Origin of the sequence: Amycolatopsis kentuckyensis (assembly GCF_002155975.1) — a bacterium.
Lineage (GTDB): Bacteria > Actinomycetota > Actinomycetes > Mycobacteriales > Pseudonocardiaceae > Amycolatopsis > Amycolatopsis kentuckyensis.
Window position 1 is genome coordinate 1 of sequence record NZ_MUMI01000064.1, and the last position, 15,696, is coordinate 15,696.

13 protein-coding genes and 2 pseudogenes are annotated in these 15,696 nt (G+C 70.9%); 8 read left to right on the forward strand and 7 right to left on the reverse strand.

The features are described 5' to 3' along the window. The 3 genes and pseudogenes from CCN39_RS06635 to CCN39_RS06645 form a co-directional block, all read right to left on the reverse strand. Positions 1 to 526, reverse strand: a pseudogene (locus CCN39_RS06635) (hypothetical protein); the annotation flags it as partial. Position 527: 1 nt separating this feature from the next. Beyond that, positions 528 to 1,547, reverse strand: coding sequence for a hypothetical protein (locus CCN39_RS06640; protein ID WP_086839399.1), 1,020 nt, complete (start codon positions 1,545 to 1,547; stop codon positions 528 to 530). Next, positions 1,544 to 2,851 carry a hypothetical protein gene (locus CCN39_RS06645; RefSeq protein WP_086839432.1) on the reverse strand — a complete coding sequence of 436 codons (1,308 nt, stop codon included), beginning with the start codon at positions 2,849 to 2,851 and terminating at the stop codon, positions 1,544 to 1,546. Before CCN39_RS06645 ends, CCN39_RS06640 begins: the two co-directional genes overlap by 4 nt. 117 nt (positions 2,852 to 2,968) lie before the next feature. On the opposite strand from CCN39_RS06645, the gene CCN39_RS06650 reads away from it, so the two are divergent. Further along, positions 2,969 to 3,664 carry an NAD(P)-dependent oxidoreductase gene (locus tag CCN39_RS06650; protein ID WP_086839400.1) on the forward strand — a complete coding sequence of 232 codons (696 nt, stop codon included), beginning with the start codon at positions 2,969 to 2,971 and terminating at the stop codon, positions 3,662 to 3,664. 8 nt (positions 3,665 to 3,672) lie between these two features. Here CCN39_RS06650 and CCN39_RS06655 read toward each other — a convergent pair whose 3' ends face one another. Further along, complete coding sequence (locus CCN39_RS06655) at positions 3,673 to 4,686, reverse strand: glycoside hydrolase family 43 protein (RefSeq protein WP_244210648.1); 1,014 nt, start codon at positions 4,684 to 4,686, stop codon at positions 3,673 to 3,675. Positions 4,687 to 4,762: 76 nt separating this feature from the next. Then, positions 4,763 to 6,025 (reverse strand): NAD(P)/FAD-dependent oxidoreductase, encoded by a 1,263-nt coding sequence (locus CCN39_RS06660; protein WP_086839403.1) that lies wholly within the window; start codon positions 6,023 to 6,025, stop codon positions 4,763 to 4,765. A 266-nt stretch (positions 6,026 to 6,291) separates the two neighbouring features. Between CCN39_RS06660 and CCN39_RS06665 the strand changes: the two genes are divergently transcribed. The 7 genes and pseudogenes from CCN39_RS06665 to CCN39_RS06695 all read left to right on the forward strand — a co-directional run bounded on the left by CCN39_RS06665 (position 6,292) and on the right by CCN39_RS06695 (position 12,990). Then, a complete protein-coding gene (locus tag CCN39_RS06665) occupies positions 6,292 to 7,182 on the forward strand; it encodes an RNA polymerase sigma-70 factor (RefSeq protein WP_086839434.1) in 891 nt (296 codons plus the stop codon). A 29-nt stretch (positions 7,183 to 7,211) separates the two neighbouring features. Continuing rightward, entirely contained in the window at positions 7,212 to 8,192 is a 981-nt protein-coding gene (locus tag CCN39_RS06670) for a hypothetical protein (RefSeq protein WP_086839405.1), read from the forward strand. 40 nt (positions 8,193 to 8,232) lie between these two features. Beyond that, on the forward strand, positions 8,233 to 8,625 hold the full coding sequence (locus CCN39_RS50060) for an effector-associated constant component EACC1 (RefSeq protein ID WP_086839407.1): 393 nt from the start codon (positions 8,233 to 8,235) through the stop codon (positions 8,623 to 8,625). A 38-nt stretch (positions 8,626 to 8,663) separates the two neighbouring features. Further along, positions 8,664 to 9,212: pseudogene (locus tag CCN39_RS52865) on the forward strand (caspase family protein); the annotation flags it as partial. A gap of 457 nt (positions 9,213 to 9,669) precedes the next feature. Further along, positions 9,670 to 9,987, forward strand: a complete 318-nt coding sequence (locus CCN39_RS51590) for a hypothetical protein (RefSeq protein WP_244210649.1) — start codon at positions 9,670 to 9,672, stop codon at positions 9,985 to 9,987. 389 nt (positions 9,988 to 10,376) lie between these two features. Continuing rightward, complete coding sequence (locus CCN39_RS06690; protein WP_086839412.1) at positions 10,377 to 11,729, forward strand: pentapeptide repeat-containing protein; 1,353 nt, start codon at positions 10,377 to 10,379, stop codon at positions 11,727 to 11,729. A 457-nt stretch (positions 11,730 to 12,186) separates the two neighbouring features. Next, a complete protein-coding gene (locus tag CCN39_RS06695) occupies positions 12,187 to 12,990 on the forward strand; it encodes an AfsR/SARP family transcriptional regulator (RefSeq protein ID WP_143263966.1) in 804 nt (267 codons plus the stop codon). Between the two features lie 620 nt (positions 12,991 to 13,610). Here the strand turns inward: CCN39_RS06695 and CCN39_RS06700 are convergent. Together CCN39_RS06700 and CCN39_RS06705 are read right to left on the reverse strand one after the other, a co-directional pair. After that, positions 13,611 to 14,858 carry a RodZ family helix-turn-helix domain-containing protein gene (locus tag CCN39_RS06700; protein WP_086839416.1) on the reverse strand — a complete coding sequence of 416 codons (1,248 nt, stop codon included), beginning with the start codon at positions 14,856 to 14,858 and terminating at the stop codon, positions 13,611 to 13,613. Further along, the gene (locus CCN39_RS06705) at positions 14,855 to 15,691 is read right to left on the reverse strand and encodes a tetratricopeptide repeat protein (RefSeq protein ID WP_086839418.1); all 837 of its coding nucleotides are present in this window, start codon (positions 15,689 to 15,691) and stop codon (positions 14,855 to 14,857) included. Before CCN39_RS06705 ends, CCN39_RS06700 begins: the two co-directional genes overlap by 4 nt. Positions 15,692 to 15,696: the final 5 nt, after the last annotated feature.

Consider the following 15,696-nt stretch of genomic DNA (forward strand, 5'->3'; position numbering starts at 1 on the left):
GGGCGACGTCGCCCTCCTCGGTGGCCAGCGAGATGAGCACGCGGTCGGCGACCTCGCGGGACCCTTCCAGCATCCGGATCTCGGCGTACTGTCCGAAGTGGACGATTCCGGTGACACTGGTCCGGAACGCGTTCAGCACCGCCTCCGCACACTGGCGCGCGGAGTTCAGGTCGCCCGCGGAGTAGCAGACGGTGGCCAGGTCGCTGACGGCGGCCAGGTCCAGATCGGTCCGGTCGAGCCGGTGCGCGAGCTGCCGCATCCGGCCGTACTCCCGGTGCGCCCCGACGAAGTCCCTCGCCACGGCGAGCTGTTTGGCCACCCCCTGGATCTCGAGGGCCTGCTGGAACAACCCCTCGTACTCGGCCTCGGTGAGCGAGCACGCCGGCAGCACACCGTAGGGCTGCGGGTCCAGGCCGAAATGCGCGGCGACGCACCGGCAGTTGTACCCGTGCGAACTCGCCCCGGCCAGCTCGTCCGGCAGGGGCCGGTCCGGCGGGTGCAGCGGCGGCGGCATCCCGGCGAGCACGTCAGAACTCCTCGCCGGCGGACGCGGCGGCCGCGCGCTCGGCCAGCGTCCGCGCCGCCGGCGGCAGTGCCTCGCGCGCCCGCACGAGCGACACGACTTCGGCCCGGTCCTCCGGCGTCGTCCCGGCGAGCTCCTCGGCCGTCACCCCGACGATGAGTCCGATGTGGACGGATGGGACGGCGGCCAGGTCGACGGCACCGGCGAACCGGCCGGGGCCGAGCCGCAGGGGAACCTCCGCGAGCACCTCCCCGTCGTGGGTCGCGAACGCGGTGAGGGCCGCGTCGGCGAACGCCCCGGCGACCTCGACCTCGAGCCGCGGGGCCGCCGGAGCCGCGACGATCCGCCAGGTCACCGTGTCCTCCGCGGCGTCGAGGACACCCGGCGGAACCCGCGCCCAGTCGACACTCGCCCGGCCCGCGGCCACGACGCCCTCCCCGGTCGTCCCCCCGCCGGTGCCCGCGGCCAAGGCGTAGCCACGCTGCCCCGGCGACGCGGTGGCCGCCAGCACGGCCGCGGCCTCGGCGCGCCCGACGTCGTCCCGCTCGTCGAACCAGGCCGACAACCGCAGGCACAGGTCCCGCACCTCCTCGGCGACCGCCGTCGCGGCGACCCCCTCGGCGGCGGCGTCGAACAGTTCCCCCGGTGTGGCCTCGAAGCCGTCGAGCAGGCCTCCGGCCAGGTCCTCGACCGCCGCCGTCGCGGCCGCGGCTTCGAGATCCAGCAGCGCCGGATCCAGCGCCGGGACACCGAGGGCCGCGCTGGCGGGCCACCACCGGCGCGCCCACAGCAGCAGCGCGAGCGCCGCCAGTTCCGGCTGCGCGGGCACGTCGACCTGCCCGGCCGCAAACGCGTGCAGCGCGGGCTGTTCACCGACGAGCCGGGTCAGCCACGGCTCCGCGGCCGCCGCGTCGGTGAGTTCGACGCGCATCGAGCCGGGCGCGCCGGCGAGCAGGCCGGCCAGCCCGAAGCGGACGAGCCCGCCGTCCGCCGCGACGACGGGGGTGTGCACCGGGTGCGTCATGACACGGCCTCCAGGTCCGGCAGCCGGGCCACGAGCGCGCGGCGCACCTTCGTCCGCAGGTCCAGCGACGTCGAGCGGACGACCCCGGTGACGAGGTCCCGGACGGCCGCGGCTTCGGCCGGCAGCTCGCCGCGGACGTCGAAGCCGTGCAGCCGGATCCACAGCCTGCCGAGGAACTGCTTGGCGAACTCGCGCAGGTCCCGGACCAGTTCGGCGTCGGGCCGCGGGGTGAGCGGGGTGGTGCCGGCCAGGGCCCGCCGGGCGTGCAGCACATAGCCTTCGCGCGCGACCTGGGCGTTCAGCTGCCGCGCGAACTCCGGCACGCTCGCGGGCGCGGCGCCGTCGAGCGGCCGGAGCGCGGGCGCGAGGACGACGCCGAGCGCGAAGCACGCCGCCAGAGCGGGCTGCCCGAGCCCGAACCCGGCGGCGACCCGCGCGAGCTCGTCGTCGACCAGACCGGCCACCGCACCCCGCTCCTCGGCGGGAAGCCGGCGCAGGGTCGCGCGCACCCGCCGTTCGACGCTGCGTTCGAGCAGTTCGGGCCCGGCTTCGTCCCGCCGGTGCAGCGGCGGCAGCGCGGTGCGCTCCCCGCGCTGCAGACCGAGGTCCGGCAGCCCGGGGACGGCCTCGGCGAGAGCGCCGGTTCCCTCGGGCCGGCGCAGGGCGAGCCCGAAGGCATGCCCGGCGGCGGATCCGGCGAGCGCCCGCCAAGCGGCGTCGGAGAGCTGGTCCACGAACTCGCCGAGGAGTGCGACGGCGTCTTCGGGCGCGAGACCGGTGTCGGCGGTCCCGTGCCAGCGCCGGTGCAACTCGGCGGTCAGGTCCGCCGTCACCCGCGGATCGGCGAGGTAGGCGGTCAGCCGGGCCGCCCCGGCTTCCCCGCCGTCGCCGTGCAGCTCCCGCAAGGCCGAGGCGGCCGTCTCCGGCGCCGCCGGACCGGGCATGCCGAACGCCGTCGCCAGCTCGTAGGCGAGGGGGAAGCAGACGTCCTGGACGTCGCCCGCCGTGATCCGCAGGGCCCGGCGCTGCCGTTTGAGGTGCGGGAACCACGCGGCCGTCGCCCGCAGCCGGGCCGCGTCGGCCAGCACCAGCCCGGTCAGTTCGGCAGCCGCGGCCGGGTCCAGCACCGGGCCGCCCAGCCGGGGCCGCGCCGCCGTCCGGACCACCAGCGGGTCGATGATCTTCTTGACCGTCCTGGTCAGCGGGCCGCCATCACCCGCCGACAGGACCTCGACCCCCGGGATCCGCGCCCAGGCCGCCGCGAGGACCGCGGAGCGCAGCCGGGGCTCGCCTGGTGCCGTCACCCCCACCCCCTCGCTCCCACCGCACCTTACCGGCGGGCCGGCCCGGGCCGCGTGCCCTGTCACAAGAGCCGGGCCGCCGGCATCTCATGGCCGACATCGGATCCACCGGAGGAAACCATGCACATCACCGTCTTCGGCGCCAACGGCCCCACCGGCCGCCTGCTCACCGGCCAGGCACTCGCCGCCGGACACCGGGTTTCCGCGGTCACCCGCCGGCCGGACGCGTTCCCGCTGCACCACGACCGGCTCGAGGTGATCGGAGCCGACGTGCTGGACCCGGCGGCCGTCGACACCGCCGTGGCGGGGCGGGACGCGGTGCTGTCGACGCTCGGGGTGCCCGCGGGGAAGGAACCGATCCACACCTATTCCCGCGGCACGGCGAACATCGTCGCCGCGATGCACCGGCACCGGGTGCGCCGGCTCGCCGTCGTCAGCTCCAGCGGCGTCGACCCGCATCCGTACTCCGACGGCGGCTTCCTGTTCAACCGCGTCCTGCTCCCGTACGTGACGCGGGTACTGGGCAAGACCCTCTACGACGACATGCGGCGGATGGAAGAGCTGGTCCGGGCGAGCACACTGGACTGGACGATCGTCCGCCCGAGCGGGCTCTACCACCTGCCCTCGGTCACCGCCTACACGATGGTCGAAGGCCACGCCGACGGCCGGTTCACCGCCCGCGCGGACCTGGCCGCAAGCATGCTGGCCCTGCTGGACGGCGACCGCTACGTCGGCGCCACCGTCGGTGTCATCACGACCGTCGACAACCCCAAGCTGCTGCGGTGGCTTCGGCAGGAAGCGGTCGCCGCCCGCTGAGCCGATCGTCATTCCCGGCCTGCCCCGTTCGCGGCCAGGCGGTCGTACTCGGCGCGCGTCACCGGCAGGACCGTGCCGTGGCGGGGCCGGCCCGGCAGCTGCGCGCCCGCGACCGGCCGCCAGTCGCCGGAGTCGAGGTCGGTGGTCTCGAACGGCGCGTACCCGCGGCCGCCGTACTCGTCGATGAACAGGTACCACCGCTTTTCGGTGTTCGACCGGAACACCAGCGGGCCCTCGCCGCCGACGATCGCGTCCTGGCCGATGCACTCCTTCACCAGGTCGTAGCCGCGGCCGGTGAGCACCCGGGACTTCTCCTCGGTGACGTACCGGCCGCACGGCGTCGAGCCACCGCCGCCGGGACCGCGGTCGTCCTGGGAGAACCGGTAGTACCGGCCGGCGTGCCGGAGCACCGTCGAGTCGATCACCGAATGTCCCGGGTCGAACCAGGGTTTCGGCGCGCTGAACGTGCGGAAGTCGCGGGTCGTGGCATACACGATCCGGTTATGGGACTGGGTGGTGTGACCGGGGTCGGCGGCCGGGTAGATCGTCGACGCCCAGAACACCACGTATTCACCGCGCACGGGGTCGTAGAACGCTTCCGGCGCCCACACGTTGCCCGCGGTCTCCGGCGCGACCCGGACCAGCCGCGGCGCGCTCCACCGCACCAGATCCGCCGACTCCCACACCACGATCGAGCGACTGCCGTGGCGCCACGTCGTCTCCCAGTCGTCCCGGCCGTACATCCGCAGGTCCGTCGCGATGAGGTAGAACCGGTCACCGCGCGGCGACCGGATGACGAACGGGTCCCGGACTCCCCCGGTCCCGAGGGTGGACCGCAAGGCCGGGAGGCCGCTGGGCTCCCGCCACCGCAGCGGGTCGTTGCCCTGGCTCAGCCCGAAGTAGACCTGCTCGCCATCGGCCGTGCCCTCGCCGGTGAAGTAGACGAACAGGTATCCGGCGTACCCCGGCGGACGGGCGCTCGCGGCCCCCGCCGGCGCCACCAGCCCACAGGAGATCAGCAACACTGCGAGGATGCCCCGAAAACCGCGCATGACCCGATACCCCACTCGGTCGGCGTAGGTGGTGATCGGACGGTATTCACCGGGCGTGAAAATTGTCAAGATTTGTCGAATTCGATTTCGAATTCGACGAATTACCGTCCTCATGGCGAAAGGAGAATACCTCTCCGAAGACCGATTCCCGCGCGGCGGCCAGGCGGTGCTTACGCTTGGGCAGGCCGAAGGTGGGGTGCGAGGTGGTCCACAGCGCGGCCTTGATGATGCCCGTCTTGATCCGGGCGACCTTGCGGCCGCCCAGGTACTTCGGCTTGGCCCGCGCTTGGTCGTCGACCGTCTGCAGGATCCCGTCGCGCCGCCCGAGGCTGATGGTGTTGTACGTGTAGACCAGCTTGGTGGTCGCGATCGTGCGGCCGGTCAGGTGTCCCACGATCGTGTCGATCGCCTGCTTGCTGGTGTTGCCCGCCGAGGCGCAGGACATCGGCAGCGGCCGGCCGTTGTCGCCGACGGCGTAGGCACTGTCGCCGATGGCGTGGACGTTCGGGTGCGAGACCGACCGCATGGTGCGATCGACGACGATCCGGCCGTTCCCGGTGACCTCCAGCCCGCCGGCGGCGGCGATGGGGCCGACCGCGAACCCGGCCGTCCACACGGTCGCGTCGGACGGGAAGCCGGTGCCGTCGGCGGCGACCGCCCGTGTCGCCTCGACGCGTTCGATGGTGGTGTGCTCGTGGACGGTGATGCCGAGCCGGTCGCAGGCCTGGCGCAGGTGGTCGCGGGCCCCGGCGGAGAGCTGGGCGCCCAGCTCGCCGCGGGCCACGAGCGCCACCGACAGGCCGGGCCGGGATTCGGCGATCTCGGTGGCGGTCTCGATGCCGGTCAACCCGTCCCCGACGACCAGCACGTTCCCGCTGTCCCCCAGACCGGCCAGGCGCTCGCGCAGGCGCAGCGCCGCCGGACGACTGGTGACGTGGAAGGCGTGCTCCGCCACGCCGGGAACGCCGTGGTCGGCGACGGTGCTGCCGAGCGCGTAGACGAGCGTGTCGTAGCCGAGCTCGCGCCCACCGTCGGCGTCGGCCACCGCGACGACCTGGCGCTCGGGGTCGACGGCGGTGACACGGCCCAGGCGGAGCCGGATTCCCGTGCCCGCGAAGACGTCGGTGAGCTTCGGAGCCGCGATCTCCTGCCCGGCCGCGAGCTGGTGCAGCCGCATTCGCTGGACGAAGTCCGGCTCGGCGTTGACCACGGTGATCTCGATGTCCTTAGTGGACAGCCGGCGGGCGAGGTTCCCGGCCGCGAAGACCCCGGCGTAACCCGCGCCGAGGACGATGATGCGGTGCTTCATGGTGTTGCTCCTGTCGATTCGATTGCTCTGGTGTCGACCCGGTCCCCGGTCATCGACGTCCTGATGGCCATGAGGCGACGGCTCCCCGGACTCTGTGACAGTGCGGTCATGTGACGCACGCCACTGTCGCGAGGTGTCACGCGGCGGGGGCGAGCCGGCGTCTTGTGCCGGAGCCGGAGTCGACGGCGAACAGGCGGGAGCCAGGGATGAACGAGCGCAGGGATCCGACGACGGGTGCAGCCGAGCCCACGGCCGGTGGCGGCCGGATGGACTGGGCCACCGAGGCGACCGAGAACTTCCTCGCCTACCGCAACCTGCTGTTCACCGTCGCCTACGAGATGCTCGGCTCGGCGGCCGACGCCGAGGACGTCCTGCAGGAAACGTGGCTGCGGTGGATGAAGGTGGACGTGGGGCAGGTGCGCGACCGGCGCGCCTACCTGGTGCGGATCGCCACCCGCCGCTCGCTGGACCGGCTGCGCACCATGAAGCGCCGCAAGGAGTCCTACGTCGGCCCCTGGCTGCCCGAGCCGCTGCTCACCGCGCCGGACGTCGCCGAGGACGTCGAACTCTCCGAAAGTGTGTCGATGGCGCTCATGCTCGTCCTGGAGACGCTGGCCCCCACCGAGCGCGCCGTCTTCGTGCTGCGCGAGGTCTTCGCCGTCGACTACGACGAAATCGCCGCCGCCGTCGGCAAGACTCCGGCGACCGTGCGCCAGATCGCGCACCGGGCCCGCCGGCACGTCGATGCCCGCCGCCCGCGCGAGGTGGTCTCCCCAGGACAGGCCCGGGCGGCCGTCGAGTCCTTCCGGCGCGCGCTCGAAACCAGGGACCTGCAGGGTCTCCTCGACGTGCTCGCCCCCGAGGTCGTCCTGATGAGCGACGGCGGCGGCATCAAGCAGGCCGCGCCACAGCCGATCATCGGCGCCGACAAGGTCGCCCGCATGATCGTCCACGGCCTCGGCACCGCCCGGATCGCACTCACCAGCGAACCCACCGTGGTCAACGGCAACCCCGCACTCGTTCTCCGCGTGGACGGCGAGGTCGACGGCGTCATCGCGGCCCGCGTCGAGGACGCCCGCATCACCGGCCTCTACTACGTCCGCAACCCGCAGAAGCTGACCCGCATCGCCTCCGAAACCCCGCTCACGCTGAAGTGATCCTTCGGCGTTCTCTCAGAGGAGTAACCATGGCCGTTCAGGCCTTGCCGACAGCCGACACCCCTCCGTCGCCCTGGTCGACGGTGGCGAGGGCAGTCGTCCTGCTCACCGCGATCACCGGTGTGCTGCTCACCGCCTTCGCCTGGCCGTCGGTGCGCTCATCGGTCCACGACGTGCCCATCGCCGTCGCCGGGCCGGCCACCGCGGTCAAGCAGGTCAGCGCCACCCTCGGCCAACGCCTGCCGGGCGCCTTCGTGATCACCGAGGTCGCCGGCACCGCGGCCGCCGAACGGCTGATCCGCGACCGGGAGGTGTACGGGGCGATCGACGTCAGCTCCGGCGCCCCGCAGGTCATCATCGCCTCCGCCGCCAGCGGAGCGATCGCCCAGACCCTGAACGGCGTCGCGACCGCGCTCGGCCAGGCGCAGGCACGGCCCGCGAGCGCCATCCGCGACCTCGCCGCCCTGCCGGCCGCCGACCCCCGCGGCGCCGGCCTCGCCGCCGGAGCCCTTCCCCTGGTCATGGCCGGCCTGCTCGCCGCGCTCCTGCTGACCAGGCTCGTCCGCGGCACCGCCCGCCGGGTCACCGGAGCACTCGCCTTCGCCGTCACCGGCGGCCTCGCCGCGGCAGCGATCCTGCAGTTCTGGCTCGGCTCGCTCAACGGCACCTACTGGGCCAACAGCAGCGTCATCGCCCTGACCGTCGCAGCCACCTCCCTGAGCATCCTCGGGCTGGAGGCACTGCTCGGGTCCGTCGGCTTCGGTCTCGGCGCCGTCGCCATGATGCTCATCGGCAACCCCCTCTCCGGCGTCTCGACCGCACCCGAGATGCTGCCCGGCTGGTCCGGCGCGCTCGGCCGGTTGCTGCCACCAGGAGCGGGTGGGCAGCTGCTGCGCTCCACCGCCTTCTTCGAAGGCCACGGCGCCGCCTTCCCCACTGTCGTCCTGGTGACCTGGCTCGCGCTCGGGCTCCTGCTGTGCGTGGCCGGTCATCTCCGGCAGAACCGGTGAACCCCGCCCGCGGCACCGGCGAACCTGGCACGATTGGCGCATGCCCGACGACACCGAGCTGCGCCTGCGCATCACCGGCGACGACGACGCCACCCAGCTGCGTTCCCTGCACCGCTGGCTGGGTCACGACGACGACCTGCGCGGGCGGGTCGCGCTGCGGAACAAGCCGATCGCGCCCGGGGAGATGGGCGGCGCCGTCGACGTGCTCACCGTGGCCCTCGGCTCCAGTGGCGCCGGGGCCGTGCTGATCCGCTCGCTCGCCCGGTCGGTGTCGACGTGGCTGACCCAGTCCCGCGCCGACGTGAGTGTCACCGTGACCACCAACGGGGAGACCCGGGAGGTCAAAGTGGACGTCCGGCGGGCTCGCGATCCCGAGGCGGTCCTGCGCAGTGTCGAGGAGCTGCTCGAGCCCGGCCGCTCCGGCCAGGTGTGAACCAGCCCCGGCATCCGGACGCGGCCTCCTCGCGCGCGGTGCTGATCGGCGTCAGCCGCTACGAGTCCGGAGAACTGCCACCGATTCCCGCCGTGCGCGCCAACCTGGCCGACCTGCGGGCCGTGCTCACCGCCCCCGGCTCCGGCACGGTCACCCGGAGCGGCTGCCGGGTCCTCGGGGACGACGCGATGCCGGCCGACGTCGGCCGTGCCCTGGCCGAGGCCAGCAAGCAGGCGAGCGACCTGCTGCTGGTGTACTACGCCGGACACGGCCTGCTCGACGACGACGGGCAGCTGCACCTGGCGTTGCGCACGACCAGCGCCGAGCACCCCCGCTGGACCGCCGTCCCGATCGAGCTGATCAAGCGAGAGCTCGGGCGGGCCAGGGCCCGGGCGCGGGTACTCGTGCTGGACTGCTGTTTTTCCGGCCAGGCGGTCGAAGCGATGGCCGCCCCGGCCGGCTTGGTGTCCGGGCAGCTGCGGCTGACCGGCACGTTCACGCTGACCTCGACCACGGCCAACGAGCCGTCGAACGCACCGGTCGGCTCCCGGCACACGGCGTTCACCGGGGCGTTGCTGAGCGCGCTGGCGAGCCCGGAGCCGCTGACGCTGGAGGGCATCTACCGGCACACCGACGAAACGCTGACCGGGCTCGGCCTGCCGCGCCCGCAGTGCCGGTCGGTGAACGAGGCTCGTGACCTGATGCTGGTCCGCGCGCCTGCGCCGCGACGGGAGCGGGCAGAACCCACGAAGTCCGAGCCTGAACCGCAACGGGAGCGGGCAGAACCCGCGAAGTCCGAGCCGGTAGCGCCCGAAGCCGCACCCAATGCGACCGGCTCGGCGCCGAGTCCGGCGGTACCACGCAGGAACCAGGCCGCACCCGCGCCCAGCCCGGCTCCGCCATCCGAATCGCGGGTCGTGCCGCCGCGCTCCACGCCATCGGCTGCACCGGAACCCGCCAAAGCCTCCTCGTCCTTCGCCCTGGAATCCCGCGGCCGTCCGGCTCGGGCTCCTCTTCGCCGCGGCCGCCGTGACGGCCGCGGTCATGGCGATCACCGGCCTGCGCACGACCTCGGCCACCTGGACCGCGGTGGAGGTCGGCCGGGCCGGGATCGTGCTGCTCGGACCGGGTCACCAGCGCACGGTGCCGTGGCGGCAGATCAGCCGCCTCGGGATCGCCCGGCCCGCGACGGAACGTCCGGCCGTGGTGCTCACCCTCCGCCCGAACGCCGTCCCGGCCGGCGTGAAAGCCAGGAACGGCCGGGTGGTGCTCGGCCGCTGCCGGCAGTGGCCGGCGCTCTCGGCGACGGCACGGCAAGTCGCGCCGCAGTCCGTCGCGATCGACCGCGACCTGCCGCGCTGAGTCCGCCGGGTGACATGGGCGGCATGTCCAGCCTCCGACCGGCGAGTCGAGCTCAGCTAGTTCCTGCGCATGCACGCAGGCAGCCATCCCGGCGATCCCCGGCTCACCCGACGGCCCCGAACAGATGATGGTCACTTACCGCGCCGAGCCGGGCATCGACTCCGCCCGCCGTCGCTGCCGTGCTTGCCGGCGTTCGTCAGCGCCTCCTGCACGATCCGGTACGCCGCGAGGTCCGCGGCGCGGTCGAGGGGCCGGGCGAGTCGTCGTCCTGGCGCAGCTGCGCCAGGTTCCTTTCGCGTGCCGTCACCGGCAGTGGCAGGTACGCCGCCGGCCCCCGGACAGCCTTCCCGCCTGCAACATCTCGATGGGGTTCGGCGACTTCGAGGGGTATGACCGACGAGACCACACCGCCCCGCGCCTCTCAGTCTCCTGAATCGCCGTTCCCGGCCACGCCCCTGCGGGTAACGAGATTGCGAGTGTTGTCACCCAAGGCGATGTGGTTGACCGCGGCCGCGATCACAATGTTGACCGCCATCGCCGTCGTGGTGCTGTGGTGGCCGGCGACCGCCGGGCTCAACGGTGCCGAACTGGTCAAAGCGCGACAGGAGGCGCTGAAAATCGGGCTGAGCATCGGGGTAGGCAGTGGCGGGGTGGTGGCACTCTACCTGGCTTGGCGGCGCCAGCGATCAACCGAAGCCGACTTGGACAACCGCGAACGCGCCCTCGCTCATCAACAGGAAGTCGCCGCGGCCACCATGGCCCACCAGGACCGGGTCGCCCGGGCCACGGAGCACGACGCGGCGGAACGTCGGCTGACTGAGTTGTACTTGAAAGCGGTCGAACAACTCGGCTCCACCCAGGCCGCGGTCCGTCACGGCGGGCTTTATGCCCTCGAGCGTGTTGCACAAGACAACTTCTCCCAGCGACAGACGGTGGCCGACGTGATTTGCGCCTACTTGCGGTCACCCTACGAGTTGCCCGCCGCCGGGATAGCCGACGACGTCCCGCACGAGCTTCGCGACGAACAACGTGAGCGAATACAAGAACGTGAGGTACGCCTTACCGCCCAACGCATCCTCCACCGTCATCTGCAACCCGGCGACGAATCCGATCAACCGCACGGCACCTTCTGGGCCGACATCGAACTCGACTTCACCGGCGCCACCCTCATCGACTTCACCCTCATCGGCTGCCGCGTCGGCAAGACCTCCTTCCGGGAGACGACCTTCATAGGCGGCACATGGTTCGACCGGGCGGCTTTCACCAGCGACGCGTCGTTCACCGGAGCGGCCTTCGACGGCGAAGTCTCGTGTAGCCGGGCGACCTTCACCGGCGGCGCCTGGTTCGACCGGGCGACGTTCACCGATCAAGCCTGGTTCGAAAAGGCGAATTTCGCGAGCGGCGCTTCGTTCAACGGGGCGACCTTCACCAATGAAGTCACGTTCAGCGGCGCCGCCTTCACCAGCGCAACCTGGTTCACCGACGCAAATTTCAATGGTCACTCATCATTCAATGACGCAAGCTTCGAGGATGACGTCATTTTCACTGGCGTAAATTTTATCGGCAACACTTCGTTCAATGGGACGAGATTCCGAAATGGCGCCGCGTTCAACGATGTGACTTTCAACTCGAACGCGTCCTTCACCAAGACAAATTTTGATTCCAGCCCCAATTTCACCGGAGCAACCAAGCAAAACAGAAGATTCAACGCGGTCAGAATCGAGAAAGAGTTCTCCGAATAGAAGTATTCCGCCTCGTTTCTTTACACCGGGCTCTGCCGAGTCCGTATTCAGCCCCGGACCCGCACGGTCCCAGCGATGGATGCACGCTGACCGGCCAGCGTCCCGGCCGCCGGGCGACGAGGAGTCGCCGGACACGTGACGTAGAGCTTTACTCGCGTTCGGACGCGTCTTATCGGGTGATTTCGGATGTCAATCGGGTGACACCCATCACCACGGCGGAACAACGAGGCCAAGTCGCACGACTTCGCGATATGGCGATTTCATCGGTATGACTGCGCGGACAACTAGCTCAACCATGCGCTGATTCGCGACGTCAGCTTGGACGCGCCGGCAGATCCGGACACAGGTCGCGATCACACCGCTACTCCCACGTATGACCGGACCGGAGATCGTGACGCGCCGGTGACGACAGAGTAGCTAGTGTCGATTTCAGTACCGGATCCCGGAGGGTAGAGCGGTGACGGAATGGATCAGAATGCTAGCAGGTGACAGTGGCGACGGGGCAGCAGTGATTCTTCACCTCTTCGGCAGTCCGTTTGTCACCATCGGTTCGCGACGGATGTCCATTCCCGATGGCAGCAAGCGCCTCGTCGCATTCGTTGCACTTCACCACCACCGGGTGCAGCGCCGGTACGCCGCAGGCACGCTTTGGCCCATCGGAGACGATTTGCGCGCGGGAGGAAATTTGCGAACCGCGCTTTGGCGCCTCAACCAAAGCAACTGCCCACTACTCATGGCAGACAAGTCGTCGCTCGCACTGCGGACCGAGGTAGTCGTCGACGTCCGCGTCGTGAGCCAATGGGCAAGCAGGCTCATCGACGGCTCCGCTTCCGGTTCGGATCTGACGATCAAGCCGTGGGGAGTCGACGTACTGGACTTGCTTCCGGGCTGGTACGACGACTGGGCGTTGATGGAACGCGAACGGGTCCGCCAACGCCTGCTACACGCACTCGAGGCCTTGAGCACAGCCCTGGTCCGCGGCGGACGGTGCGGCGAAGCAGTCGAGGCCGCCATGCTTGCCGTGGGCTGCGAGCCGCTGCGGGAAAGCGCCCAGCGAACCTTGTTGCAGGCGCATATTGCCGAAGGAAATTGGATCGAGGCTCGAAGGAATTTCGAGGCCTACCGAAGCCTTCTATTACGTGAACTCGGCACGGAACCGCCGCCGTCCATGACTCGCCTCCTGCGGCAGCTGGTCCGGCGCAGACAGGCACCCGAGGAATCCTCCAGGCTTCCCGTCACAACAGGCATCGCCCACCCTTGAGCATCATGGTGCAGGTTTTATTTTTGTAAATTGCCGAAGGAAGCTTCTGACCGCTTCGAGTGCGGGCTCGACCTCCGAGAACGACGTTATCGCGTCCGCAGAATGACCGCCGACATCGGCGTTTTGCCGGACGGCGATGAGATACGAAGCACTTTGCGCCTCGATCCTGATGATACAAATTCCTGTCCGCTGCGGTGAATGGGCCATGCCGACATCTTCCCCCTTGGTGCGTCACCGCACCGTTCGGCAGAGATCACGGCCCTGGGTCATCAACTCGGCAGCATCGGCATTGCCGGGCCGGGAAATCCGCGGATGCAAGCCCGCCTGACCAAGCCGGCCTGCCGGAACGGCACTTCGCCGAGGCCAAGCGGCTGCATCGGTGGCCGGAAATTTCGTACGAGACGGTGCGTAGCCGCTGAACCGGGGAATGGCTCGCCGGCGGCGGCCGGGTAGCGTCCGCCGCCCGTCCCCAACCCGGCTGCCCTGGTCCGGTTGTCACCGCGGGGGGGTGGCGCGGGCCATCGCGAGCGGGCTCGCACAAGACAGCGGAGGCGCACCTCTCGCACGTCTACGCCCTCCCGGAACGCATGCTGGTTTCGGCCGGAGCGGTGAGCCGAACGTCAGGGGGCCCGGAAGTCGCCGTCGTCATCCACGAACGGGCGGCGTGGGCGGGTTTCCCGGCGTTCGGGGGCTGGTGCGGGTTCGCGGGCAGACGGGTGAGTGGCCTGCCGTGCCTGGGGACGGCGCGGTGGCTCGTCGTCGTCATCGTCCCGTTCGACGCGGGTTTCGACGTCGTCGTCATCGTCATCGTCACGGCCGTGCTGGTCATCCCCGTACCCACCACCGTTCCCATGGTGGTGGTCATGGTCGTCGTCGCGGGCGCAGATCCGGTGGTAGCGGGCGATCACCTCGTCCAGGGCGTCCTTCTCCAGCCGTGCGCAGGCAGCCTTCCAGGAGTCGCGGTAGCAGTGCTCGACCGCTGCCCGGCGGACCAGGAGGCTGATTGACGCCCGTCCCTTGACGATCGTGGTCAGGCAGGCACAGAGGCAGTCTACGTAGTCGTTGACCGTGTGGAAGCCGAGCCAAATGTTCTTCAGCCGGAGGCGGGCAACGAGCGCGGCCGCGTACAGGCTGAGCGGATCGGCCTCCTCCTTGGCCAGGTACTCGGCGATTCGGTCGATCTCCCGTCCCAGGTCGGCGACGCGCTGCGGCAGCGGGACGACGTCGTCAGCCCGTGGCGGATCCGCGGGTGTACCGGAGTTTTCGGCGACCGCTGACGTGGACATGAGGGTGACGCCGACCGGTGCCGAAGCCGAGGCCTGCGCGGGGGTGGAACCAGGCACGGAGGCCGACGCAGGGTCGGGGACAGGCGACTGCCCCTGAGCCGGCTCGGTCTCGCCGGGCTCGGCGATCAGCCGGTCAAAACACTCCTTGGCTTCGGCGATGCGCAGCTCGATGGCACCCCGCCGACCGAGTTCGGACTCCTCGCGCGGATCGTCTTCGTCGTCGCCGCATCCGCAGCAGCCACCCCGCCCGCATCGTTCCAGGCGCTCCTCCACGTGGCCGCAGGCCTGCTCCAGCCGTTCCTGTTTCTCCTCGTCAAACTGACAGCGGATCTTCTCGAAGAGCTCGTCGAGATCCTTGCGCGCCTTCTTCACCAGCGGCTGCGCCCGGCGACGAGCGGTCACGTAGCGAGCGCGGGCCCCGGCGTAGGCGGCGCGCGCATCACTGATCTCCTTGGCGTGTTCCGCGTTGTAGGCGGCTTGTGCCGCGATGCCCTTGTTCCGGCACTCATTCTCATCGAGCGCCCGGGGATCGCAGCGGCGCTGCCGCCGGGTCCCGCTCTCGTCGGCGACCGGTTCTGTCATGGCGTCCTCCCAGCATGGCTATCCGCATCCTGCGGTCCGGCTGTCACCGAACCGTCACCCGTCAATCGCGCCTGCAGCGCGGCCGCCTCCACCGCGAACTCGCGCCCCTCCGCTACCAGGCGGCGCAACGCTTCCCGTGCCTGGCCCGCCGCGCCCACGAGGGTGTGCAGCACGGCCAGGTGGAATCGCGCCGCGGCGGAATCCGGCTCCAGATCGAGCGCGGTCAGCAGCGCCTCGCCTGCCGTCCCGTGGTCCTGTCGGATCAGCGCGACCACGCCCAGCTGCACCCACACCCGGGCACTGTCCGGCACACGGAGCGTCGCCTCGTGCAACACCCACGCGGCCTCTCGCGTCCGGTCCTGAGCGGCGAGCGCGGCGGCCAGCGCGATCCGCAGGTCGACGTCGTCGGGCGCCGCCGCGACCCCCGCCGACCACGCCTCACCGGCTTCCACCGGGCGGCCGAGAGCCAGGTTGGCGCGCCCGATCGCGTCCCAGGCGAACCGATTGAGCGGATCCAGCCGAACGGCCGTGGCCAGCGCCGACAATCCCGCCTCGACCTCACCGACGGCGACGCGGGACATGCCCAGGTGCGCCCACGCCGCGCTGTTCCCGGGTTCGAGCGCGATGGCCGCCTCGGACCGTGCCATGCCCTCGCGGTGCCGGCCGGTCGCGGAGAGCACGTAGCCGAGGTTGGCGTGGGCGGTCGCGTTGGCCGGGTCGGCCGCAACGGCTCGCCGCAACAGGCTTTCCGCACCGACGGCATCGCCGCGGCCCAGTGCGAGCGCGCCCTCGTTCACCAGAACGCGCGCCGGTGATTCGGTGCTCGTCAACATGCGTA

Coding starts and splice junctions, on each gene's coding strand:
- CCN39_RS06660 (WP_086839403.1), bottom strand. CDS start 6,025: ATGAAGCACCGCATCATCGTCCTCGGCGCGGGTTACGCCGGGGTCTTC.
- CCN39_RS06640 (WP_086839399.1), bottom strand. CDS start 1,547: ATGACGCACCCGGTGCACACCCCCGTCGTCGCGGCGGACGGCGGGCTC.
- CCN39_RS06700 (WP_086839416.1), bottom strand. CDS start 14,858: ATGACAGAACCGGTCGCCGACGAGAGCGGGACCCGGCGGCAGCGCCGC.
- CCN39_RS50060 (WP_086839407.1), top strand. CDS start 8,233: ATGCCCGACGACACCGAGCTGCGCCTGCGCATCACCGGCGACGACGAC.
- CCN39_RS06665 (WP_086839434.1), top strand. CDS start 6,292: ATGGACTGGGCCACCGAGGCGACCGAGAACTTCCTCGCCTACCGCAAC.
- CCN39_RS51590 (WP_244210649.1), top strand. CDS start 9,670: ATGGCGATCACCGGCCTGCGCACGACCTCGGCCACCTGGACCGCGGTG.
- CCN39_RS06670 (WP_086839405.1), top strand. CDS start 7,212: ATGGCCGTTCAGGCCTTGCCGACAGCCGACACCCCTCCGTCGCCCTGG.
- CCN39_RS06705 (WP_086839418.1), bottom strand. CDS start 15,691: ATGTTGACGAGCACCGAATCACCGGCGCGCGTTCTGGTGAACGAGGGC.
- CCN39_RS06690 (WP_086839412.1), top strand. CDS start 10,377: ATGACCGACGAGACCACACCGCCCCGCGCCTCTCAGTCTCCTGAATCG.
- CCN39_RS06650 (WP_086839400.1), top strand. CDS start 2,969: ATGCACATCACCGTCTTCGGCGCCAACGGCCCCACCGGCCGCCTGCTC.